This window comes from Bacillus sp. R45 (assembly GCF_021729365.1).
Taxonomy (GTDB): Bacteria; Bacillota; Bacilli; order Bacillales; family Bacillaceae; genus Bacillus; species Bacillus velezensis.
Map to the genome: position 1 here is coordinate 256632 of NZ_CP091421.1, position 24260 is coordinate 280891.

At 49.0% G+C, this 24260-nt stretch carries 23 protein-coding genes; 17 read left to right on the forward strand and 6 right to left on the reverse strand.

The genetic code is table 11. The features are described from left to right. Window positions 1-62: 62 nt before the first annotated feature. The 3 genes from L3V45_RS01425 to tatC all read left to right on the forward strand — a co-directional run bounded on the left by L3V45_RS01425 (window position 63) and on the right by tatC (window position 2808). Complete coding sequence (locus L3V45_RS01425; protein WP_014304274.1) at window positions 63-1814, forward strand: alkaline phosphatase D family protein; 1752 nt, start codon at window positions 63-65, stop codon at window positions 1812-1814. Between the two features lie 12 nt (window positions 1815-1826). Further along, window positions 1827-2024 (forward strand): twin-arginine translocase TatA/TatE family subunit, encoded by a 198-nt coding sequence (locus L3V45_RS01430; protein ID WP_003156681.1) that lies wholly within the window; start codon window positions 1827-1829, stop codon window positions 2022-2024. Between the two features lie 61 nt (window positions 2025-2085). Beyond that, window positions 2086-2808: a twin-arginine translocase subunit TatC gene (gene tatC, locus L3V45_RS01435; protein WP_057080016.1), complete on the forward strand. Its 723-nt coding sequence runs from the start codon at window positions 2086-2088 to the stop codon at window positions 2806-2808. Here the strand turns inward: tatC and pcp are convergent. Further along, a complete protein-coding gene (gene pcp, locus L3V45_RS01440; protein ID WP_015388741.1) occupies window positions 2805-3452 on the reverse strand; it encodes a pyroglutamyl-peptidase I in 648 nt (215 codons plus the stop codon). The genes tatC and pcp overlap by 4 nt on opposite strands. A 71-nt stretch (window positions 3453-3523) precedes the next feature. On the opposite strand from pcp, the gene L3V45_RS01445 reads away from it, so the two are divergent. Beyond that, the gene (locus tag L3V45_RS01445; protein WP_052587083.1) at window positions 3524-4651 is read left to right on the forward strand and encodes an aminotransferase class V-fold PLP-dependent enzyme; all 1128 of its coding nucleotides are present in this window, start codon (window positions 3524-3526) and stop codon (window positions 4649-4651) included. A gap of 35 nt (window positions 4652-4686) precedes the next feature. On the opposite strand, the gene lmr(B) is transcribed toward L3V45_RS01445, so the two are convergent. Next, complete coding sequence (gene lmr(B), locus L3V45_RS01450; protein WP_032857817.1) at window positions 4687-6126, reverse strand: lincomycin efflux MFS transporter Lmr(B); 1440 nt, start codon at window positions 6124-6126, stop codon at window positions 4687-4689. 36 nt (window positions 6127-6162) lie between these two features. Further along, complete coding sequence (locus tag L3V45_RS01455) at window positions 6163-6729, reverse strand: transcriptional regulator LmrA (RefSeq protein WP_003156676.1); 567 nt, start codon at window positions 6727-6729, stop codon at window positions 6163-6165. 177 nt (window positions 6730-6906) lie between these two features. On the opposite strand from L3V45_RS01455, the gene L3V45_RS01460 reads away from it, so the two are divergent. The 4 genes from L3V45_RS01460 (at window position 6907) to L3V45_RS01475 (ending at window position 11132) form a co-directional block, all read left to right on the forward strand. After that, entirely contained in the window at window positions 6907-8022 is a 1116-nt protein-coding gene (locus tag L3V45_RS01460; RefSeq protein WP_003156675.1) for a type II asparaginase, read from the forward strand. 195 nt (window positions 8023-8217) lie between these two features. Continuing rightward, window positions 8218-8862 (forward strand): lipase EstA, encoded by a 645-nt coding sequence (locus L3V45_RS01465; protein WP_003156672.1) that lies wholly within the window; start codon window positions 8218-8220, stop codon window positions 8860-8862. Window positions 8863-8998: 136 nt separating this feature from the next. Then, window positions 8999-10069, forward strand: a complete 1071-nt coding sequence (locus L3V45_RS01470; protein WP_095318543.1) for a helix-turn-helix domain-containing protein — start codon at window positions 8999-9001, stop codon at window positions 10067-10069. A gap of 130 nt (window positions 10070-10199) precedes the next feature. Then, window positions 10200-11132, forward strand: coding sequence for an aldo/keto reductase (locus tag L3V45_RS01475; RefSeq protein WP_154303211.1), 933 nt, complete (start codon window positions 10200-10202; stop codon window positions 11130-11132). A 43-nt stretch (window positions 11133-11175) separates the two neighbouring features. Here L3V45_RS01475 and L3V45_RS01480 read toward each other — a convergent pair whose 3' ends face one another. Then, complete coding sequence (locus L3V45_RS01480) at window positions 11176-12171, reverse strand: DUF5105 domain-containing protein (protein ID WP_236837228.1); 996 nt, start codon at window positions 12169-12171, stop codon at window positions 11176-11178. 128 nt (window positions 12172-12299) lie between these two features. Here L3V45_RS01480 and L3V45_RS01485 point away from each other — a divergent pair, with 128 nt between their 5' ends. Further along, window positions 12300-13700 (forward strand): YcdB/YcdC domain-containing protein, encoded by a 1401-nt coding sequence (locus L3V45_RS01485; RefSeq protein ID WP_236837229.1) that lies wholly within the window; start codon window positions 12300-12302, stop codon window positions 13698-13700. A gap of 200 nt (window positions 13701-13900) precedes the next feature. Next, a complete protein-coding gene (locus tag L3V45_RS01490) occupies window positions 13901-15259 on the forward strand; it encodes a YcdB/YcdC domain-containing protein (RefSeq protein ID WP_234949552.1) in 1359 nt (452 codons plus the stop codon). Here the strand turns inward: L3V45_RS01490 and L3V45_RS01495 are convergent. Then, window positions 15256-15759 (reverse strand): peptidoglycan L-alanyl-D-glutamate endopeptidase CwlK, encoded by a 504-nt coding sequence (locus L3V45_RS01495; RefSeq protein ID WP_003156661.1) that lies wholly within the window; start codon window positions 15757-15759, stop codon window positions 15256-15258. The two genes, L3V45_RS01490 and L3V45_RS01495, sit on opposite strands and share 4 nt — an antisense overlap. Window positions 15760-15868: 109 nt before the next feature. Between L3V45_RS01495 and L3V45_RS01500 the strand changes: the two genes are divergently transcribed. From L3V45_RS01500 to L3V45_RS01525, 6 genes are all read left to right on the forward strand, one after another. Next, window positions 15869-16990 (forward strand): response regulator aspartate phosphatase, encoded by a 1122-nt coding sequence (locus tag L3V45_RS01500; protein WP_003156660.1) that lies wholly within the window; start codon window positions 15869-15871, stop codon window positions 16988-16990. A 115-nt stretch (window positions 16991-17105) separates the two neighbouring features. Next, window positions 17106-17885, forward strand: a complete 780-nt coding sequence (locus tag L3V45_RS01505) for a glucose 1-dehydrogenase (RefSeq protein WP_015388737.1) — start codon at window positions 17106-17108, stop codon at window positions 17883-17885. Between the two features lie 82 nt (window positions 17886-17967). Continuing rightward, window positions 17968-19647, forward strand: coding sequence for a glycoside hydrolase family 13 protein (locus L3V45_RS01510; RefSeq protein ID WP_043866811.1), 1680 nt, complete (start codon window positions 17968-17970; stop codon window positions 19645-19647). 189 nt (window positions 19648-19836) lie between these two features. Then, the gene (locus L3V45_RS01515; RefSeq protein ID WP_003156656.1) at window positions 19837-20796 is read left to right on the forward strand and encodes a metal ABC transporter substrate-binding protein; all 960 of its coding nucleotides are present in this window, start codon (window positions 19837-19839) and stop codon (window positions 20794-20796) included. A 54-nt stretch (window positions 20797-20850) separates the two neighbouring features. Continuing rightward, window positions 20851-21546 carry a metal ABC transporter ATP-binding protein gene (locus L3V45_RS01520; protein ID WP_003156655.1) on the forward strand — a complete coding sequence of 232 codons (696 nt, stop codon included), beginning with the start codon at window positions 20851-20853 and terminating at the stop codon, window positions 21544-21546. Then, window positions 21504-22343: a metal ABC transporter permease gene (locus L3V45_RS01525; RefSeq protein ID WP_003156653.1), complete on the forward strand. Its 840-nt coding sequence runs from the start codon at window positions 21504-21506 to the stop codon at window positions 22341-22343. Before L3V45_RS01520 ends, L3V45_RS01525 begins: the two co-directional genes overlap by 43 nt. Before the next feature lie 43 nt (window positions 22344-22386). Here L3V45_RS01525 and L3V45_RS01530 read toward each other — a convergent pair whose 3' ends face one another. After that, a complete protein-coding gene (locus tag L3V45_RS01530; protein ID WP_143255823.1) occupies window positions 22387-23382 on the reverse strand; it encodes an LLM class flavin-dependent oxidoreductase in 996 nt (331 codons plus the stop codon). 275 nt (window positions 23383-23657) lie between these two features. Between L3V45_RS01530 and L3V45_RS01535 the strand changes: the two genes are divergently transcribed. Further along, the gene (locus L3V45_RS01535; RefSeq protein WP_236837230.1) at window positions 23658-24254 is read left to right on the forward strand and encodes a TerD family protein; all 597 of its coding nucleotides are present in this window, start codon (window positions 23658-23660) and stop codon (window positions 24252-24254) included. Window positions 24255-24260 lie beyond the last annotated feature (6 nt).

Sequence of the window (24260 nt, forward strand, 5' to 3'; positions counted from 1 at the left end):
ATAGCGGTTTAACATTTCTTTTTTATAATAAGGGCGATCAATGAGACGAAAGGGGAACTGACATGACACATGACGGCCGTTTAGATGAATGGATCAAGGAATTGGAGAACAAAAGCTTTCAGAACAATACGTTTGACCGCCGCGCATTTATACAGGGCGCCGGGAAAATCGCCGGTCTTTCCCTCGGGTTAGCGATCGCGCAATCCATCGGCGCGTTTGAAGTGAATGCCGCTCCGAAATTTTCAAACTATCCGTTCACCCTCGGCGTAGCTTCCGGCGACCCGCTGTCTGACAGCGTCATTCTCTGGACGCGTCTTGCCCCTGACCCGCTGAATGGGGGCGGCATGCCGAAGCAGGCCGTGCCGGTAAAATGGGAAATCGCCGCAGATGAACATTTCCGTCACATCGTCAAACGCGGAACGGAAATGGCCAAGCCGAATCTCGGACACTCCGTCCATGTCGAGGCGGACGGGCTCAAGCCCAATAAAGTGTACTATTACCGGTTTAAAAGCGGGCATGAGCTCAGCCCCGTCGGCCGGACGAAAACGCTGCCCGCTCCCGGCGCTGACGTATCGGCCATGACGTTTGCATTTGCCTCATGCCAGCAGTATGAACACGGCTATTATACGGCGTATAAACATATGGCGAAGGAAAAGCTTGATCTCGTATTCCATCTCGGAGATTACATTTATGAATACGGACCGAACGAATATGTGTCAAAAACGGGAAATGTCAGGACGCACAGCAGCGCCGAAGTGTACACACTGTCAGATTATCGCAACCGTCACGCCCAATACCGCTCTGATGCCAATCTGAAAGCCGCCCACGCCGCATTTCCGTGGGTCGTGACGTGGGACGATCATGAGGTGGAAAACAATTATGCCAATGTTATCCCTGAAAAAGGCCAATCCGTTGAAGCGTTTGTGCTCAGGAGGGCCGCAGCTTATCAGGCTTATTATGAACACATGCCGCTCAGGCGCATGTCATTGCCGAACGGTCCTGATATGCGGCTGTACAGGCAATTTTCTTATGGCAATTTGGCATCGTTCAATGTGCTTGATACAAGACAGTACAGAGATGATCAGGCCAACGGCGACGGGAATAAGCCGCCTTCTGATGAGTGGAGAGACCCGAAGCGTACATTGATGGGGACAGAACAGGAGCAATGGCTCTTCGGAAATTTAGCCGCCTCAAAAGCGAAGTGGAATGTGCTGGCGCAGCAAATCTTTTTCGCGCAATGGAATTTCGGAACAACCGCCAATCCGATATACAGCATGGATTCATGGGACGGCTACCCGGCGCAGCGGGAGCGGGTCATCAATTTTATAAAAAGCAAAAACCTGAACAATGTCATCGTGCTGACGGGTGATGTTCACGCAAGCTGGGCGTCAAACCTGCATACCGATTTTAACCAAACGAATTCAAAGATTTTCGGAGCCGAATTCGTCGGGACTTCCATTACATCTGGAGGAAACGGGGCGGATAAACGGGCCGATACGGATCAGATCTTAAAACAAAACCCGCATATTAAGTTTTTCAACGATTACCGCGGCTATGTCCGCTGTACGGTGACTCCTGCCCAATGGAGAGCGGATTACAGAGTGGTGCCGTACGTGACGGAGCCGGGGGCTGAGGTATCCACGCGGGCTTCATTCATTTATCAGAAAGACCAGACGGGGATTCGGAAGGTCTCTCAAGCGGCGGTTGCAGGCGGTTTAAAGCAGTCAAACGAGGTGGAAGAGGATCGTTTCTTCGCCCATAACAATGCGCATGAAAAGCAAATGAGAAAGAAACGGGCCAAAATCTCACAATAAGGAGGCACACTCATGTTTTCAAATATCGGCATTCCCGGGTTGATCCTGATTTTCGTCATCGCTCTCATCATTTTCGGACCTTCAAAACTTCCGGAAATCGGCCGTGCCGCCGGCCGCACGCTGCTTGAATTTAAAAGCGCCGCAAAAACATTGGTCTCAAATGAAGAGCCGGACAAGCAGACGGCTGAGAAAGACAAAACGGCAGGCTGAATCCTGACATGGGGGCAGACGAATCCGCTTCTGCCTCTTTCTCTATAAGGAGGATGTACGATTGGATAAAAAAGAAACCCACTTGATCGGGCATTTAGAGGAAGTCCGGCAGCGTCTCATTAAAATCGTTATCGCCTTTCTCGTGTTTTTTATCGGCGCCTGCTGGTTTGTGCAGGATATTTATGACTGGCTGATCAAGGATTTGCATGGCAGGCTGGCCGTTTTAGGGCCGAGCGAGATTTTATGGGTGTATATGATGATTGCGGGAATATGCGCCCTTACGGCAGCGATTCCGGTTGCGGCCTTTCAGCTCTGGCGTTTTACGGCGCCGGCTTTGACCCCGTTCGAACGCCGCGCCGCTTTGCTTTACATTCCGGGGCTTTCGCTTTTGTTTATTATCGGAATTTCCTTCGGGTATTTTGTGCTGTTTCCGATTGTGCTCGGATTTTTAACACAATTATCCGCCGGCCATTTTGACATGGTATTTACGGCGGACAAGTATTTTACCTTTATGCTGAATCTTACATTGCCGTTCGGATTTTTGTTTGAAATGCCTCTGGCCGTCATGTTTCTGACACGGCTCGGAATCGTGAATCCAACCCGGCTGGCAAAGGCGCGGAAGCTTTCGTATTTTTTGCTGATCGTCGTCTCGGTGCTGATTACGCCTCCGGATTTTATGTCTGACTTTCTCGTCATGATTCCGCTGCTCGTCCTCTATGAAATCAGTGTGACGCTGTCCCGCATCGTTTACCGGAAGAAATGGGCCGAGGTGTCTGCCGCTTAGTGAAGCTCGCCTCCGCCGGTCTCAATATCGTCCTCATGCGCCGCGGCGGTCACCGCGGCGATTTTGAGCGCTTTTGTCACGAGATCCAGGCTGAGGCTCGGCGCAGACTTCTGCAAGGTTTGCTCCGGAATGTACGGGATGTGTATAAACCCGCCGCGGATGTGCGGATGATGGCGGGCGATTTCATCCATCAGCCCGTAAAAGAGATGATTGCATACAAACGTCCCCGCCGTGTAGGATACAGCCGCGGGAATGCCTTCCTTTTTGATTTCCTCAACGATCCGTTTGATCGGAAGGCCGGTCCAATAGGCCGCGGGACCCTCTTGAGAAATGTTTTCCCCGACAGGCTGGTTTCCTTCGTTATCCGGTATGCGCGCCTCATTCAGATTGATCGCGACCCGTTCCGGCGTGATCTGCATTCTGCTGCCTGCCTGGCCGACACAAATGATAATGTCAGGCTGATGCTTTTTGACCGCTTCGCGCAGCACGGCAAGAGACTTATAAAAAACGGTCGGCACTTGTTCGGATACGATAGAGGCAGGGCCTTCATGAGAACCGTCCAGCCGTTTGACCGCTTCCCATGAAGGATTGACCGTTTCCCCGCCGAAGGGGTCAAAGCCTGTCAGTAATACTTTTTTCTCCATATAAAACCCTCCTTTTCTTTTTACCATACTCTATAATGGACATATATTCCTGCCGAAGGGGGAAACATGTCTTGAATTCGCCTCTGGTGCAATACCGATCTTTATTTCCGGTGCTCCGCACACATACGATGCTCGCCAGCTGCTCTCAAAGCGCTCTTGCCCTGCCGGTTTCAAAAGCGGTCAATGACTATCAGGAAAGCCTGCTTCAGCATGGCGGAAACTGGGAAGAAGCCATTGGACGTACGGAGCAGGCAAGGTGTGAATTTGCGAAATTGATCGGCGCCCATCCTGAAGAAATCGCCGTTTTACCTTCAGTAACGGCTGCTGTCTCTGCCGTCGTTTCTGCTTTACCGGATTGCCGAATGAAACAGGCGGTGTATACGGAATTGGATTTTCCGGCGATCGCCCACATTTTGAAGGCACAGACTGAGATGGAGCTTTCAGTCGTGCCGTCTGAAGATGGAATGATCCCGTTAGAGCGGTATGAGACGTACATATCGGAGCAGACGCTTTTCACCTGTGTGCCCCATGTGTCATATACGTCGGGTTTTGTCCAGGATATAAAGCGCATTGCCGAGATATCCGCAAAGAAGGGATCGCTTCTTTTTGTCGATGCTTATCAATCGGCGGGGCACATCCCGATTGATGTAAAAGAATGGGGAGTTGATATGCTGGCCGCGGGTGCGAGAAAGTATATGCTCGGCATACCGGGAACGGCGTTTCTTTATGTCAGAAAGGAACTTGCCGAACGGCTGAAGCCGAAAGTCACCGGATGGTTCGGGCAGCAGCGGGCGTCGATGCCGGATTTAACCCGTTTTTCTTATGCGGACGGAGCCAAACGCTTTGAGACCGGAACCCCGGCATTTATCAGCATATATGCGGCACAGGCGGCTTTATCTCTATTAAACGATGCCGGCACAGACCGCATTCACCAAGAAGTAAAAAAACTCAGCGCATTTGCGTATGAATACGCTTCTGAAAAAGGACTGAACCTCACAGGGCCGCAGTCTGCCGATGACAGACCAGGCATGATTTCCATACGGGATGAAAAAGCGGCGGAAACGGCTGCGCTGTTGAGGCGGAAAAACATCGTATGCGCACCCAGCGGACAAATCATCCGGCTGGCGCCTCATTTCTATAACACGGCTGACGATCTGATCTATGCGATTGATGAACTGGCTGAAGCGCGCGGTATATAAAAAAACAGCAGACTCACGGGGAGTCTGCTGTTTTCTTATGAATGATTCACTTTGACCCGTTTCATAAAGAAAGCGCTGATCAAGCCGATAACGGCGACAATCATCGCAAAGATAAAGGCGTGCTGGACGCCCGCAATCAGCGCGTGAGAGTATGCGGAAGGATCATTCGGGTTTTTCGCGGTGCTCATATAATTCTTCTGGCCGGCAGCCATGATGCTGACCGCCACCGCAGTGCCGATTGCGCCGGCCATCTGCTGGAGCGTATTCATAATGGCTGTTCCGTCCGGGTAAAATTCCGGCGGCAGCTGATTTAAGCCGTTCGTTTGCGCCGGCATCATGATCATGGAAATGCCGATCATCAGGCATGTATGAAGCGCGACAATCAGAAGCGCCGTAGAAGCGCCGTTAATGTTTGAGAAAAACGAAAGCACAGTTGCCGTGATGACAAACCCGGGAATGACAAGCCACTTCGGCCCGTATTTATCAAACAGACGCCCCGTCACCGGAGACATAAAGCCGTTTAAAATACCGCCCGGCAGCAGGATGAGCCCGGACGTAAACGCCGTCAGCATCAGTCCGCTTTGTAAATACATAGGCAATAGGAGCATTGTCGATAAGATAACCATCATACAGATAAACACAATCACGACACCGAGAACAAACATCGGATAGCGGAAAGCGCGCAGATTCATCATCGGCTGCTTCATTGTCAGCTGCCTGATGGAAAATAAGATGAGCGCGATCGCGCCGACAGTGAGCGAACCGATAACCGTCGGGCTTGACCAGCCGTCTGATCCTTCGCCTGCATTGCTGAATCCGAATACGATGCCGCCGAACCCGATCGTAGACAGAATAATGGAAAGCACGTCAATTTTCGGTTTTGTAATGTCAGACACGTTCTGCATGTAGGCGATGCCGAATAAAAGAGCCAACACAAGAAACGGCAGGGAAATCCAGAAAATCCAATGCCAGTTCAAATGCTCTAGCACAAGCCCTGAAAATGTCGGACCGATCGCAGGAGCGAACATAATGACAAGCCCGATCGTCCCCATCGCCGCTCCGCGCTTATGCGGCGGGAAGATGACGAGGATTGTATTAAACATCAGCGGCAGCAGCAGCCCGGTTCCTAAAGCCTGCACGATTCTTGCCGCCAAAAGAAACGGAAAGCTCGGCGCAAGCGCTGCAATCAGCGTGCCGATAATGGAAAAAACGAGTGAAACGATGAACAGCTGTCTCGTCGTAAACCATTGCAAAAGCAGACCCGATACCGGCACAAGAATACCGAGAACGAGCAGATAGCCCGTCGTCAGCCACTGGACGGTCGCAGGAGTGATATGTAGCTCCTTCATCAGATCAGTCAGGGCGATATTCAGCGCCGTTTCACTGAACATGCCGATAAACCCTGCCGTCAGCAAAGAAATCATGATCGGCATGACTTTATATTGTTTGGAAGGCTGAGCGTTTTCCAAAATCATTCTCCTCTCTTTCTATACGTACATGTCTCTCGTATTTTATGTCTTCAGCAGGTTGGGGATTTGTTTAGAAATATGGAGGATCGGCATTTTGTCTTTTTTGGCTAAGGACACAATGATGCCGCCTTCTATCATGGCATTTAGAACAGTGCTGATTTCCGCCGCTTTCTCATCAGAAAAACCGGCTGATCTTAATTTGCCCGCGAACAGATTCTCCCATTCCTGATAAGCGTTTTGACAGGCCTGCCGGAGCTTTTCGCTCTTTAAAGCAGTCTCGGCAGCCAGTAAACCGACAGGAAACCCTTCAAAGTTCTCCGGACATGTGAATTGCCGTGATAAGTCCTGTAAAAACGCTTGAATGCTTTCCGCCGGATCAGGATGGGCATCAAGGCTTTCTTTTATTTTCATACGGATATAATGGCTCATTTCATTGACAGCCTCAATGGCGAGCTGCTCTTTGCCGTCCGGAAAATGATAGTAAAGAGAACCTTTCGGCGCACCGCTTTCTTTAATAATCTGATTCAGTCCCGTGCCGTAATACCCCTGAAGCTGAAACAGCCTGGTTGCTGCGGCGAGGATTTTTTCACGAGAATCTCCATAGCTCATAATGTTCCCACCTTACTGATTTGTGACAAATTTAAAATATAGTGACTGGTCTATTATCTTGATTTCGCATGACGGTGTCAAGGTTTTTTAACGGTTATTTTCTTCGGAAGAATGCCTGACAAGCGCGTTGACCGGTGAGAGGAAAATCATCATAAATAAAGAAAAGGAGAGAAAAGAATGAAAAAACAATTCATGCCCTTCATTACATTTATCACGGCTCTGCTCTTCATCGCGGCCGGCTGCTCCCAATCTCCTCAAACGAAAGAAACACCGCCCCAGATGGCAGCCGCAGCCTCTGCGAAAAAAGACGGACTTCCGAATATTAAAATTCTTGCCACCGGCGGCACAATTGCAGGCGCTGCTCCTTCAAAGACGTCCGCTACGGAGTACAGGGCGGGGGCAATCGGAGTTGGTGCCCTGATTCAGGCCGTTCCGGAGATAAAAGAGGCCGCGCATGTGAGCGGAGAACAGGTTGTGAATATCGGCAGCCAGAATATGAATAACGAGACACTGCTGAAACTTGCAAAACGGGTAAACAAGCTGCTCAAGTCTGATGATACAGACGGCATTGTCATTACACATGGAACAGACACACTTGAGGAAACCGCCTACTTTCTCAATCTGACGGTCAAGAGTGACAAACCCGTTGTTGTCGCCGGGTCAATGCGGCCGTCCACGGCGATCGGAGCGGACGGGCCGTCCAACTTATATAACGCGGTAAAAACAGCGGCTGCGCCTGAGGCGAAAGGCAAGGGGACGCTTGTCGTATTAAATGACAGAATCGCTTCGGCGCGTTATGTGACAAAAACCAATACAACCGCGACCGACACTTTCAAATCGGAAGAAATGGGTTATATCGGAACAATTGCTGATGACGTCTATTTTAATAACATCATGACCCGAAAGCATACGAAGGATACAGATTTCAAGATAGATAAACTTGATAAACTGCCGCAGGTCGATATTATATACGGCTATCAAAATGACGGAAGCTATCTCTTTGAAGCCGCCGCAAAATCAGGGGCGCAAGGCATTATTTTTGCAGCCCCGGGAAACGGCTCAATGTCTGATGCGGCGCTAAAAGGCGCTGTAAAGTCGGTCAAAAGCGGGCTGGCGGTCGTCCGCTCCACAAGGACGGGAAACGGGGCGGTAACACCGAATCGAGAGTATGAAAAAGACCATTTGACAGCTTCAAACTCTCTCAACCCTCAAAAAGCGCGGATTCTTCTCATGCTCGCGCTGACAAAAACGCATGATCCTAAGCGGATTCAAACCTATTTCAATGAGTACTAGGAGTAGAGAACCGGGTGTTCTCTCCTTTGTCGGTATGCCGTATTAAAGCATAAGCGTGCTTTCGGGAAAGGGGCGTCTTTCTCATTTTTCCGCTCTTTTTTAATTGTTGAAAACAGTAAAAAATACACTATTTTTTCCTTTTCTTCTCTAATAGAATGAAAACTGCAAAAATATTACATAGCAGGAGGAAAGTTCATGAAACATATAAAAAGCAAAATCCTAGTCATCCTTACAGTTTGTATGCTGTCCGTCATTTCCGTATTTGCCTTCCAGCCGACCGTATCGAAAGCCTCCTCAGGGCATAACCCTGTTGTCATGGTTCACGGAATCGGCGGGGCGTCCTTTAACTTCGCGGGAATTAAAACATACTTGGCATCCCAAGGCTGGTCAAGAAAAGAGATGTACGCCATTGATTTCTTAGACAAAACCGGAAACAACAGACACAATGCGCCGAGACTGTCCAATTACGTGAAAAAAGTGCTCAGCGAAACAGGTGCGAAAAAAGTCGATATCGTCGCGCACAGTATGGGCGGCGCCAACACGCTCTATTACATTAAAAATCTTGACGGCGGAGACAAAATCGCCAACGTCGTCACACTCGGCGGAGCGAACGGCCTTGTGACCAACCGGGCGCTTCCGGGGACTGATCCGAACCAAAAGATTTTATATACATCGATTTACAGCTCAGCGGACTTGATCGTTTTGAACCCGCTGTCACGACTGATCGGAGGGAAAAACGTGCAGATTCACGGTGTCGGACACATCGGACTTTTGATGAACAGCCAAGTAAACGGGCTGATTAAAGAAGGTCTGAACGGCGGCGGACAAAATACAAATTAACAGTTTCAAAGCCCCGGAGAATGAGAATATCCCGGGGTCTTTTTTTCTTCCATATTCTTTTTTCGCCGTAAACCAAGCCCTCTGAAGTTATTTTTGTTAAAATAATAAAGTTATATCAGAATTCGGAGGGTTTATTGTGGGAAAAGTGAAAAGAAATGCCCCTTGCCCATGCGGCAGCGGGAAGAAATATAAAAAATGCTGCGGAAGCAAAGAAGCTGCCATCCCGGCAGACATCGCGGCAAAAGAAGCGAAACAGATTCAGGAAAGCTTAATGGAGTACGCCTTTACAGCACATAGAGACGGCATATCATCATTTATTAACCAGCATGAGTTCATTACGGAGCTGGACAGACAGACTAAAGACATCGGAGTCTTCAACCTCGGTATCTGGGGAATTTTCTTCCGTCCGCTGGCAGGCGGCAAGACGATTTTTGAAGAATATCTTCAGAAAAAAGCCGGCGGCATCAACCGTCCGAAAACACGGGAAATCGTTGAATCATGGAAAAGCATGACACCAGCGGTTATGGTGCTTGAAGATGTGAAAGAAGGAATGATTCACTTTGAAGATGTGATGACAAAGAAACAATTCAAAGTGGAAATGGACGTCAGCCAGCAGGATCTTCCGCCGGCGGGAAGCCTGATTCTCGGCTATCCGATCCACGAAGCGGAAAAAGCGGAGTTCTTCATGCAGTTTACGATCTTCCCTGTGAAGCGGACCGAAGCTCTAATCAGCAAAGTGAAAAAGGCGGCTGCCCCGGCCCTTGCGGAAGGAAAATCGCCTGAGCGCTTTATGCAGGAGGACTTCGACACTGTGCTGGCCGCTCTTTTAGGAACGGCGGAAGAGCCTGAGCAGGCTGCTGAAGAAAAACAGACGGAGTGGGCGAACGACATGGAGAAGGAAACGGCGGACGCTATTGAAAAAGGCCTGAGCGGGGGTGAATACCCGGCTGAGCTGGTTCCGGCCGTTATTGACCTGTGGAAAACGTTCTGTGTCAAAAAAACACCGACGATCAGAAAGCCGGAAGCTTTCGCGGCGGCGGTCGAATATTACGTAAACAGTATTTCTCTGAACGGCGCGTCCGTTTCTCAGGCTAAGCTGGCGAAGAAGTACGGCGTCAGCGCCTCAACGATTTCCAGCCGCTATAAGGAAATCGAAGGTGCTCTCACAGATGAAGCCGAACGCTTCGCCGCAGCTCTGACATCTTAAGACACAGCCAAAAAACCTTGAAGGGCACATGCTTTTCAAGGTTTTTTCTGCAGAAATGCTCTCGGGGCAGGATAATTCTTACCGGTTATCTAATACTAAACAGAGCGATAAAAGGAAGGGAGCCTGAGCCATGGATGAGACACGTACGCTGGGCAGGACGGATTTACGGGTAAAGCGTATCGGCTTTGGCGCTAATGCGGTCGGAGGACATAATCTGTTTCCGAATCTTAATGATGAAACGGGAAAAGAACTCATCCGCACAGCGTTGGACGGCGGCGTCAATTTTATTGATACGGCGTTTATATACGGTTTGGGGCGTTCCGAAGAGTTAATCGGTGAAGTTGTCGCAGAACGCGGCGTGCGGGACAGCCTCGTGATTGCGTCAAAAGGCGCGCACAAAGAGGTCAACGGACAAATCGAGCTGGACAACAGCCGTGAATTTCTCCGTAGTGAGGCGGAAAACAGCCTGAAGCGGCTGAAAACAGACGTGATTGATTTGTATTACGTCCACTTCCCTGACGGCAAAACACCGCTCTCCGAAGTGGCGGGCACGCTAAAAGAACTGAAGGACGAAGGGAAAATCAGAGCAATCGGCGCGTCCAATCTCAGCTTCGGGCAATTGCAGGAGTTTAACGCCGACGGTTATTTAGAGGTTTTTCAATCAGAATATTCACTGATTCAGCGTGAGGCGGAGCATGATCTGCTGCCTTATTGTGAAAAGAACGGTATTTCTTTTATTCCTTATTTTCCGCTTGCTTCCGGCTTGCTGACGGGAAAGTTTACAAAAAACACAGTCTTTGAGGACAGCCGAAAAAACAGGCCGCCGTTTCAGGGAGAAGCTTTTCACCAAAACCTGGAGCGAGTGGATAAGCTTCGGGCCGTTGCGGAAGAAAAAGGGGCGCAGACAGCGCATATCGCACTCGCGTGGCTTCTGTCGCAGCCGGCGGTGGATGCGATCATTCCCGGAGCCAAACGCCCCGGCCAGCTGAAACACAATCTGGGCGCGCTTGATGTGCAATTGACCGAGGATGAGGTTCAATATATCAGTGACATCTTCAAGTGAAAATAAAAAAAGGAAATAGCCTGCGCTATTTCCTTTCTTGCTGTCAGGACGTTTTTAAAAACGCTTCTGTCAATCCTTCCAGATCGGCGTCTGTATCCAGATACCACTGGCCGCGGGCGTTTTTCTTCATCTCGATTTCTCTTGTTACGGAAGAAGAAGCCGGTTTCAGGCGCATAAACTCTTCCGGATAGACAGAAAGCAGGTGGCTGACAATTTCGTTTTCATCAGCATCGGGGTGCTTTCCGGCATAGTCTTGCACGCGGTCTTGCAGCTGGCCCGCGAGCGGAGACATATCAAGCGGCGTCACTTTTGCTTCAAGGACGGCTTTTTTGCCTGACATGGATTTGGTATGCACCTTGAGCTCTGTGTTATCCCGAAGCGCTGATGACATGGCGTCAATAATAGCGGAAATGGCTTTTGAATCCGCCTGTTCTTGTGAAATGCCTGCAGAAGCGATAAAGCTGGCTTTCGCCGATTCCTGATATGCGGCGGCCGTCATTTTTTCATTTACACCGGTCAGGCGGGTGAAATCTTTATTGTGCTTGCCGTACAGCATCACATCAATGTATGCGGATAATGCGTCCGCCGGGTCAGGTTTTGCGTTTGAGGCTGTGCCTTTGACTTCCAGTTTATAAGATAAAGGCTTCGCGTCTTTTGCCTGCGGCTGATATACCAATTCATATGATTTGCCTTCGTCAGCCGTGAAGTACAGATTGCCGGTCACTGTCTTGCCCGCATGAAGCGTGCCGCTCTGCATCTGGTCATCCTTATCGGCCGCCGCTGTTTTCGCGTCATCCTGATAAAGCGAGAAGTCGCTGCTTTTGACGGTAAGCGGGTCTTTGCCCGTATTTTTGACGGTGACCGTTACTTTCAGCGCGGCCGGATGTTCAGTATCGTCTGAAGCGGCCCATGCCGTCTCTTTTATTTTCACTTTCGCCGTGCTGCTTTCCTGGCCGCCGCTCGTTTCGCTGCTGCATGCGGCGGTAAATGCCGTGAGAAGCAGTATGAAAAACACGGCGCTCATTTTTTTGATGGACATCTGGTTTACCCCCTGTTGTTATAATGATTAATTCAATAGTCATGAAGACAGACAGGTTAATTATACTAGTTTTGTATAAAAGAGTCTTGGTAATCATCAATCTTTTTGGAAGAAAAGGAAGTGTTATGATGAAAAAAGAAGAATTGAAACAGCTGGCTCTCCGGATCGGTAACGTACCTGCCCGCTACGAGAGTAATGTGGAAGAATACCAAGAAGATGAGGTTTTGTTTTGGTGGGAAGATAAGAATGATCCGGAAGCCGGCATCATGGTCGAATTGGACCGGGACGGAAAACTGAAATCCTTATCCCGTCCGGCTTTCCGGACTGATCTGCCGGCTCTTTCGGAATCGGACATAGAAGAACGGATGCGGGCGTTTGTAGAAACCCATCGTCCGGGGGCATTGGCTGAGTTCGAATTGGAGAAAAAAAGCTCCGCAAATGATGGTGATGAGAGATATTCCTATGTTCAGATGGCTGACGGTCTGCCGCTTCCGCTGACCGGGTTTTACGTCGACCTGTCTTTGACAGGGGAAGTAACCGGCTTTTCTTACCATGGGAAGGCTGATAATCTCTTAAGACCCGGAACAATTGCGGACAAGCGGGAAGCATTGGCTCACTTTGTCAAACATATTGAAGCGGAGCTGTTGTTCACCGTACTGCATCAGTCCGTCTATGTGCAGGGGGATGACAAGCCTCATCTCGTCTATGAAATCGTGTCTCCGACGCGGCCGATATCGGCTGACCTGAAGGAAGAGAATGCAGAAATAGACGAATATGAAGGGCTGGAAGACGACATGCTGCCGTATGTCCCGATTTCACGCCCTGCACCTGAAGCGGAAAAGATGAGCATCAATGACATGATCGGGCTGCACGACGGTTTTTATAAAGAGAGGGAAACTGATCTTGGAGACGGCCGCATCGGCATTGCATGGCGTCCTGAAAAAACAAAATCCGTCCGGAAAGATAAAAGCTTAGAAAGTCTGTTCAAAGAGCGGAGTGAACATGTATTGAAAACAAGGTATGATAAAGAATCGGGCCGGCTCGCCGGAGTGATGTCATTTATACATAGTGAAGGCGAACCGGAGTTTTCCGAGGAAGAATGCCATCACATGGCCATCCGCTTTTTGTTCGCCATGTTTCCGGAAGCGGATCAGTATTTCCGGGTTCAATATGATGAGCCGGATGATGAAGGAGAAAACGTGGGACTTACATATAAGGCTTGTTCGGGCGGCGTTGATTTGCGATTCGGAGAGGGGAGAATCTGTGTCAGCAAAAAGACGGGTCTTGTCACTGTATATATGCCGCCGGAAATTGATCCGAAAGAGCTGGAGGAAATCGATCCCGTTCCTTCATTGACAATGGAAGAGGCGAAGGACGCGATCCGCCGGGCCATCAAAGCCGAGCTCGCTTGGGATCGTTGTTACGATGACGGCAGCTGCGGAAAAGTGTACAGGCTCGTATACAAGCCGGTTTTCCCGCGGTTTATTGAGGCCCATACGGGAGAAGTGATCACGAGTTTAATAGGCTGAAGGTCATGGGCGTTCGTCCCGGGTCTTTTGCGGGAAGTGTGACTATTGTATGAAAAACAGCCGCTCTGAATACGGCTCTTTTCCCTCTTTGCTAAAAATAGACACATAAAAGGCACTTTCTTCCCTTTAAAAGGATAAGGACGTTTTTATATAATTAAAAACAGTTCTTTTTTATACACTCTTCTGAAAGGATGACCCCATTGCTGAAAGAACATCTGAGAAAAAAAGCGCTGGAGATCGGGAACATACCGCCGCACTATGAGCTTGAAATAGAAGATTATGATGAAAAACAAAAAACGAGAGCCTATTATATATGGAAAGATCGTAACCATCCGGATAAAACGGTAACGATTGAGCTGGGCGACGACGGATCTTTGCTTACCTATTCACGCAACGACTGTCCGGGTTCAGACATGCAGCTGTCAGACGCCGAATTAAAGCTGACGGCTCTTCGGTTTGCGGCGAGACACCGCCCGCTTACTTTTATGAATTTCATCTTTCAGGCGAGGGAAGAACGCAATGGGTGCATCCGATTTATCTATACAAAAAAAGTGCTCGGCCGGCCGCTTCCCGATTCAGGTTTTTTCGTTGATGTAACCAGGAGCGGCTTCGTCGTGCAGTTTATCTATTACGGGGATAAGGGTGAAGCGCCCGTCCCGGAAACATTCGTCGATCGGGAAAAAGTCGTCTCGCATTATATGAGTGTGCTGACATTCAGTCTCGTCTATGATGTGGTCAATTTTGAGAACATACCGCGTCTCGTCTATGAACCGATTCTGCCGGCTTACAGCTATCCGGCCGGTGAAGATGATATCGTGCCGGATCAGCAGCTTTGCGAAGACAGGAATGAGCCGGCAAAACCGCTTCCCGCGTTTGAACATAAACGGGACATCAGCCTGGATGAATTGATGGGGTTTACCTCGGATATGGTTCAGACGCGCCGGCGCGATCTCGGGGATGAGATCGGAACGACATGGCGGAAAGGGTCGGTTCCGGAACGGAAAGATTTGAGTATCGAAAGCTATTTTGAAACCAGCAACAAAAATACAATGAAGATGAAAACGGACAAAAAGACAGGGAAAATGACAGCCTTTAAATCTTTTATTGAGCATCAGGGCCCGGCCTTTTATTCTGCGGAAGAGTGTGAGGCCGTCGCGCTTCAATTTTTATACAAGCTTTATCCGAGAGCGGACGAGTTTTTTAAAATGAACCCGCTGAAAACGGACGGAAGGGGCAGGTTCCGCTTCCATTTTTCCGTATGGCATCAGGATATTCCGCTGCGGTTCGGCGCTGCGAGAATACTTGTCAGTCCCGTAACGGGGCTTGTGGAAGCTTATATGGCGCCTGACATTGACCCGGAGCAGCTGGAGAAGATCAATCCGGTGCCGGCCGTTACTCCCGAAGAAGCAAAGGCCGCTTTTTTATCCGATTTCCATCTGCGGCTGGAGTGGCAGCGCGATTTTACGCCGTCCGGCAATGAAGGATATAAGCTTGTGTACAGGCCTGTCTATCCTCCGTACATTGATGCGCAGAAGCGAAAAAAGAAAAGGTTTTATTAGCCAGGGATCATTTGTAAATGAGGATAATCTTTAAAGCCTCTCCAATCGCCTCCCCAATCAAAACCGAGCGTTTTGGCAATCGATACGACCTCAAGCCAATCGGGCGTGCCGTTTCGGTTTCCGTCGTACGTCATATCCCAAATCAGGCTTCCATCCTTTTTTTGCAGGGCGAAGTCGATCGCAAGGCCGTAATTGTGGTAAGATTCCCCGCCTTTTGCGTAGGTGACGATATTTCCTTTTTTTGAACGTCCTTGACGGTACAATTCGTTTTGTTCCTCAATTGATCTGAAACCCTCTGTGATAACGACGGTGATGCCTTTTTTCAGAGCGGCCGTCCGCAATAGCTCCGCATTCTGTTTCACGAGCGGATGAAGAGCGCTTGGAATGGCTCTATCTTGTAATGCCGTCTGCGGCCTCAATTCTTTCTGCACATAGGAAAAACATAGGTCTGCGGAAAAGAAGAGGATCAGAAGCAGCGAAATTCTGACTGGTAGTTTCATGGTGAATTCTCTCTTTCTTTAATTGATTAAAATCTTTGTTTGCTCACTGCCATAAATTTGCTATGATAAAATATAACATAATTAGTAGCCGGAGGAAGGAGGCAAATCTATGAAATCCAAGATTCCATCTGAAGAAGTGGCCGTAAAGATGAATGAATGGTATAAGCTGATCCGCGCGTTTGAAGCCGATAAAGCTGAAGCGCTGAAGCGGGAGATTCAATATGAACTCGAAGATATGGAAGAAAATCAGGATTTATTGTTGTATTTTTCATTGATGGAATTTAGGCACCGCATCATGCTGGATAAATTAAAACCCATGAAAGACGGCGACTGCCAGCCTCCGTTCTCTGAAATGCTCACTGAGATTGAGATGAACCAGCAAAAGCTGACCGGCTTACTGGAATATTATTTTTACTATTTCAGAGGAATGTATGAATTTAAGCAGAAAAACTTCATCTCAGCGATTTCTCATTATAAGCGGGCTGAGGAAAAACTTGAATATGTGGAAGATGACATAGAGAAAGCCGAGTTTCTGTATAAAATTTCTGAGGTGTACTATCATATCAAGCAGACTTTCTTTTCGATGAATTACGCGGGGCAGGCGCTTGATATTTACAAGAAATATGAATTATACGGAATGAGAAGGGTGCAGTGCAAATTTATCATTGCCGGAAATCTGATGGACGCCCAGCAGCATAAAAAAGCGCTGGAATACCTCGAATGCGCCTTGGAGCACGCGGAGCGGCTTGATGATCAATATATGATTGCTGCGGCCTATTATAATATCGGGCACTGTATGTACAGTCTGGGTGACTTTTGCAAGGCGGCGGAGGATTTTGAACGGGCGGCTGCCGGATTTGAAGCACACAGCTTCCGGCAGGTCATCCAGGCTGTTTTTTCACTCACGCATATCTACTTTAAAACGGAAAAATACAGTGAAGCCGCCGCCAGCTGCGCGCGGGGCATGAGAAGCGCGGCGGAGTGGGAAGATGAGATCTATATGACAAAATTCCGTCTGATTAAAGAGCTTTATCAGGGGGAAGGCGGACAGGATTCGCTCAAAGAGTATTTTGACATCCTGGAATCAAAAGAGCTGTTGGCTGACACAGAGGAACTGCTTCAGGACGCGGCTCATTTCTTTCATAAACGGGAGAACTACAAAGCGGCATCTTATTTTTTCAGCAGGCTTGTCGGCGTGCAAAAAAGGCTGCAAATGAACAACTACGCATAATGAAAAAAAGAACGAGGGAGCTTCGGTTTCATCGTTCTTTTTATGATTCCTTTTGTTTTCAGCCGATTAAAACCGGGTACATGCTCTGTATTAACATCAGGGAGGAAATGAGACAATGTATCAGGATTTACAGGGAAAAACAGCGATTGTAACAGGTTCTTCGAAAGGAATCGGAAAAGCCATTGCCGAACGCTTCGGAAAGGAGCGGATGAATGTGGTTGTGAACTACCTCGGTGATTCCGCCGGAGCGGAAGAAGCGGCGGACATCATTGAGAAAGCGGGAGGCAGAGCCGTCACCGTAAAAGCCGATGTATCCTCAGAAGAAGGGATTCAGGCGCTGTTTAATGCCGCGCAGGAGCATTTCGGGGGCGTGGACGTGATGGTCAACAATTCCGGCTTTAACGGAGCCGAAGCGATGCCCCATGAAATGAGCCTGGAGGATTGGCAAAGGGTCATCGACGTCAACGTGACCGGCACCTTTTTGGGGGCGAAAGCGGCACTGAAACATATGCTCGAGCACGGCAAAAAAGGAACGGTCTTAAACATATCGAGCGTTCATCAGCAAATACCGCGTCCTGAAAACGTGCAGTACTCGGCATCCAAAGGCGGGATCAAAATGATGACGGAAACGATGGCGCTCAATTACGCAGACAAAGGCATCCGGGTGAATGCCATCGCTCCCGGCACGATCGCCACGGAGTCCAATAAGGATCTGGAAGATGAAACACATAAACAGGCCCAGCTGAAAAAAATTCCGATGAACGCCTTCGGAAAACCGGAAGAAGTCGCCGCGGCCGCCGCATGGATGGTGTCGGAAGAAGCGAGTTACGTAACCGGAACGACACTTTTCGTAGACGGAGGCATGACACTTTATCCGTCCCAGCTGGAAAGATAAAAGAGGAGGGGAAACCTTCTCTTTTTTGTTTAGAGAAGGGTCATAAAGGAAATGGTTCTCTAAAAAACAGGAGGGCCGCAAGATGGCGAATGACTGGTGGAAAGACGCCGTTGTCTATCAAATCTATCCGCGAAGCTTCCAAGATACGAACGGCGACGGCATAGGCGACCTGCGGGGGATTATCGCGCGTCTCGATTATATAAAAGAGCTTGGCGCCGATGTGATATGGATCTGCCCGATTTACCCGTCGCCAAACGTCGATAACGGCTACGATGTGACGGATCATCAAGCGATTATGGAATCATACGGAACGATGGAGGACTTTCACGATCTGCTTACAGAATGCCGCAGCCGCGGATTAAAGCTTGTGATGGACTTCGTTTTAAATCATACATCCACGGAGCATCCTTGGTTCAAAGAGGCGGAAATGAATCCGGACAGCAAATACCGCGATTATTATATTTGGCGGCCGGGCACCGCGGAGGGCCCGCCGACCGATTGGGTGTCGGATTACGGACAATCCGTCTGGCAGTACGAAGAACATACGGGCGAATATTACCTGCATATGAACGCCGTTAAACAAGCCGATCTGAATTGGGAAAATCCCGAGGTTCGGCAATCAGTATACGAGATGATGAGATTTTGGCTCGATAAAGGCGTGGACGGATTGCGAATAGACCAGCTTCATCTTCTGTCAAAAAAAGAATACTTGCCGCCATATGAAGATTACATCGCCCGCCGGGCCGATCCGAAGCCTTTCCGGCCAAACGGAGCACGGATACATGATTACTTAAAGGAAATGACGAAAGAGGTATTTTCCAAATATGACGTGATGTCGGTCGGCGAGGCCGGATCAGTGACGCCTGAGGAGGGGCTGGTTTACACGGGAACCGATGAGCATGAACTGAATATGATTTTTCATTTTCAGCATATGGAGCTTGATCAAAAGCCGGGCCAAGAGCATTGGGATGTAAAACCGCTTGAGCTGTCCGATTTGAAGAAAGTGCTCACAGACTGGCAGGAAAAACTGGAACATCAAGGCTGGAATACGCTGTATTGGTGCAATCATGACCAGCCCCGGATCGTATCCCGCTTCGGAGACGAAGGCAAATACCGAAAGGCATCTGCCAAAATGCTTGCCGCCCTGCTTTATTTCATGAAAGGCACGCCGTACATTTATCAGGGAGAAGAACTCGGCATGACAAACGCCCCGTTTGACAGAATAGAGGATTATCAAGATATTCAGACCGTCAATATGTATCACAAAAGGGTATTTGAAATGGGCCGCAACAGGGAAGAAGTCATGGCGTCCATTATGGCGAAAAGCCGGGACCATGCCCGTACACCGATGCAGTGGGACGGCAGCAAGAATGCCGGATTTACGGAGGGCGAACCGTGGCTGAAGGTCAACCCCAATTACAAAACCGTCAATGCGGCCGAGGCTCAGGATGATCCCGATTCTATATTGAACTTTTACAAAAAACTGATCCGCCTGCGAAAACAGTATGCTGATATCATAAAAGGCAGCTACACGCTGCTGTTTCCCGATGACCCGCAGCTGTTTGTGTATGAAAGACAGGCAAACGGACAAAAAATCATATCCATCAGCAACGTATCGAAAGAAGAAGCCGCCTTTTATTGGCCGGACGGCTCCGAATCTGAAAGGGCCGAGCTGCTTCTCAGCAACTATGAAAATAACGGCGGCACGGAATCCCGCATCACGTTCCGCCCTTACGAAACAAGAGTTTATCTGCTTGCCTGATATGTGTGTGATACGACGCCCCCGTCCATACATGGCGGGGGCTTTTTAGGTAAATCGGTTATCAATTTAGAAAAAAATTACTTGCAAAACGTAATTACTTCGTTTTATTATGGTAAAGGTAACAAATGAGCGAGAAAGTACGATTCGGAAATCGTCATCATTCTGATTTACAGAACAGGGGGAAACGGCTTGTTTAAAAAATGGAGCGGAATCATTGTCATTGCGGCATGCTTTTTAATCGCGGCGGGCTGCGGCAATTCATCTTCAAAAGGTTCGTCAGGTTCTTCGAAAAGCGGCAAACTGCACGTCGTGACGACCTTTTATCCTATGTACGAATTCACGAAACAAATTGTCAAAGACAAAGGCGATGTAGACATTCTCATCCCGTCTTCGGTCGAACCCCATGATTGGGAGCCGACGCCGAAGGATATCGCCGGCATTCAAAACGCCGATCTTTTCGTATACAACAGCGAATATATGGAGACATGGGTTCCTTCAGCGGAAAAAAGCATGAGCTCTGATCATGCGAAGTTTGTAAAGGCGTCGAAAGGAATTGACTTGCTCGAAGGTTCGGATGAAGAGGAAGAGGAACATGGACACGGCGGTCATGACCACAGCCGCAGCATGGACCCTCACGTGTGGCTCAGCCCGGTTCTTGCGCAAAAAGAGGTCAAAACCATTACGGCGCAGATCGTAAAACAGGACCCGAAGAATAAAGCATACTATGAGAAAAATAGTAAAGAATATATTGCAAAACTGCAGGATCTTGATAAACTATACCGTACAACATTAAATAAAGCGTCGAAAAAAGAATTGATCACACAGCACGCGGCATTCAGCTATCTCGCCAAAGAATACGGCTTAAAACAAGTCGCGATTGCAGGCCTTTCTCCTGAAGAAGAGCCGAGTGCGGCCAAACTGGCGGATCTCAAAACGTTTGCCAAAAAGCATGATGTGAAGATCATCTATTTTGAAGAAGTTGCATCGCCTAAAGTTGCAGATACACTTGCCGGTGAAATCGGCGCAAAAACGGAAGTGCTCAATACACTGGAAGGTTTAAGCCAAAAAGAACGGGATAAAGGCATCGGTTATATCGACATTATGGAGAAAAACCTTGATGCACTGAAAGATTCGCTATTGGTTAAATAACATAGTGTGCGCCGCGGGGTGCACACTATTTCTATGCGGGAAAGGAAGGTCAGCATGAATCTCGTTACATTACAGGATATCGTTTTTGGTTATTCGCATACACCCGTGCTTGACGGTGTGTCGCTGGAAATCAAAAGCGGCGAATTCGTCGGCATTACAGGACCGAACGGCGCGTCAAAATCGACGCTGATGAAAGTCATGCTCGGCATGCTCAGACCTTGGGAAGGAACGGCCGAGATCAGTAAAAAAAACGCTGCCGGAAAACGCCTGACAATCGGCTATGTTCCGCAGCAGATTTCTTCATTTAACGCAGGATTCCCAAGCACAGTTCTGGAGCTTGTGCAATCAGGCCGTTATACGAAAGGAAAATGGTTTAAACGATTGAACGAAACGGATCACCACGAGGTGGAAAACGCGCTGAAGATGGTGGAAATGTGGGATTTCCGCCACCGGAAAATCGGCGATTTATCCGGCGGACAGAAGCAGAAAATCTGCATTGCGAGAATGCTTGCAAGCAATCCGGATCTGCTGATGCTTGATGAACCGACAACCGCGGTTGACTATGAAAGCAGACAGGGTTTCTACGAATTTATGCACCATCAGGTGAAAAATCACAACCGCACTGTCGTCATGGTGACACACGAACAAAACGAAGTACAGCAGTATCTGGATAAAGTCATACGGCTTGAGAGGGGGGAAAAAGGCGGATGGAAATGTTTGACTTGGAATTCATGCGACGAGCTTTTCTAGCGGGAAGCATGATCGGAATTATGGCGCCGATATTAGGCGTATATCTCGTGCTGAGAAGACAGGCGCTGATGGCGGATACGCTGTCTCATATTTCATTGTCGGGCGTGGCCATCGGTTTTTTTCTCAGTACCAATATTACGGCGGCGAGCATCGTTGTCGTCACGATCGGAGCGATCGGCATCGAATATATGCGGCGGGCATACCGTACATATTCAGAGGTATCCATCGCAATCTTAATGGCGGCCGGGCTGTCGTTTGCGATGTTTCTGATCAGCCTGTCAAAAGGCGGCGCGTCGATGAGCATCGATCAATATTTATTTGGATCGCTTGTCACGGTCAGCCAGCAGCAGGTCTATATTATCGGAGGCATTACCCTGCTGATTCTGCTTTATTTCATTATATTAAACAGACCGCTCTATCTGCTTACCTTTGACGAGGCGACGGCGAAGACATCAGGCATTAACACAAATCTCCTGTCAATGTCATTCAGCATCGTGACGGGGCTGGCGATTTCGGTCATTATTCCGATTATCGGCGTGCTGCTTGTTTCCGCGCTCCTCGTACTGCCCGCGGCTTTTGCAATCCGTATCGCCAAAGGGTTTAAATGGGTGTTTGCGGCGGCCATTATTATTTCTCTTTTCAGTGTGTTCATGGGGCTGACGTCTTCGTACCAGCTCGGAACGCCTCCGGGGCCGTCAATCACTTTACTGCTAATCATTCTGCTTCTGCTTGGCTTTATGCTGCAGGGGATTTGGAATGCGTTTAAAAAAGGAAAAGAACGAAAAAACCGCCGTTAAGCGGTGCAGCAGTCTCATCTGCTGCGCCGTTTGACGGCTTTTTTTACAGAAATATATCAGCAAGACGCTCATATGACTCTTTTTTTGCTTCGAAATCAAAGACGTTGCACAGCACCATCATCTCTTTTGTCTGATAACGTTCGGAAAGTTCAAGCAGACGGCGTTTCACTGCGGCAGGTGAGCCGATCACCATCCGCTTCCTGTTTTCTGCAATCTGTTTACGGTCCTCCGGCGAATACGGATAAGCCTTCGCTTCTTCCACACTCGGCACGCGGCTGTCGGCGCCTTTTCCGACACGAAGAAGCCATAAATCCTGACTTAAGGCGAGTTCTTCCGCTTTCTCATCCGTAGCTGCGCATATGACGAAAATGGCACAGAGTGAGGCCGGAGCGGAAAAATGGGAGGAGGCCCGGAAATGGTCCCGATAGATCTGAAAGGCTTTTACCCCGCGTTCCGGATTAATGAAATGGCCGAAGACATAGCCCGCACCTTGAAGAGCGGCGCGTCTGGCGCTGTTTTCCCCGAGGCCCAGCACCCAAAGCTGCGGGGCTGTTTCAATCAAAGGCGCTGTTTTTATTCCGGCATAAGCATGGTCCGAGGGAACCGAATCTGTCAGAAAGGATGATAAATCCTGAAGCTGCCTGTTGAACTCGGTCATACTTTTCTTTACCCCGTCTGTGAGGGCGAGCCGGATTTTCGTCGTGCCGCCCGGTGAGCGTCCGACCCCAAGGTCAATCCGGTTCGGATGCAGCGCCTCAAGCTGACGGAAAGTTTCCGCGACTTTATAGGGGCTGTACTGCGGCAGCAGCACGCCGCCTGATCCGACACGGATGGACGTTGTGGCTGCGGCGGTATGAGCGATCATAATTTCCGGCGAAACGCTTGCGAGCCCTCTTGTGCCGTGATGCTCGGCAAACCAGTACCGCTTATAGCCCCATCCTTCGCTGAGGCGGGCGAGCTCCGCTGAACGGCGGAGCGTCTCGTGCGGCCCGTTTCCTTTGGATACGGGCGCCTGATCAAGTATGCTTAAATCAATCACTCGTCTGCCCCTTTCCTGACATGTATTGATACAAGGATAGGAAAAATGTTCAGTCCCCGTCAATTTCTTTGTTTTCTCTATTCTCTCCGGAACGAAGGAGAATATAGGAAGTAATTTTTCGCCGTTTTTCGCCAAAAATTCTTATGTTTTATGAAACTTTGATATAATAAAAGACGTATATCTTAATAAACACCGGGATTCTTGTCCCGGAATTTAGTAAAAATGCGCACTTGCGGCGTGCTTAGCGGCACCCTTACAGAATAGGAGTGAATCATATGGCGATCTCTTTACAAAAAGGACAGCGGATTGATTTAACAAAAGGAAAAGCCGGCCTGTCAAAACTGCTGGTCGGACTCGGCTGGGACCCTGTATCATCCGGCGGCTTTTTCGGAAAGCTGTTCGGCGGAGGCGGTGCCAATATCGACTGTGACGCTTCCGTACTGATGCTTGAAAATGATAAAATGACAGACAGCAAAAACGTCATCTATTTCGGCAATCTGAAAAGCCGGTGCGGCGGTGTCGTACATACGGGTGACAACCTGACGGGTGAAGGCGACGGCGATGATGAACAAATTCTCATCGATTTGGCGAAAGTGCCCGCTCAGATTAATAAACTTGTGTTTGTCGTCAATATTTACGACTGCGTCAGACGAAAACAGGACTTCGGCATGATTCAAAACGCGTTCATCCGCGTCGTTGATCAGGCTAATCGCGAAGAACTGGTGACTTACAATTTAAGAGATAACTATTCAGGCAGAACGAGCCTGATCGCGGCTGAAATCTACCGCGAGGACGGCGAGTGGAAATTCACCGCGGTGGGAGAAGGCACAAACGATACAAAAATCGGCGATATCGTTAACCGATACGCCTAAACGATA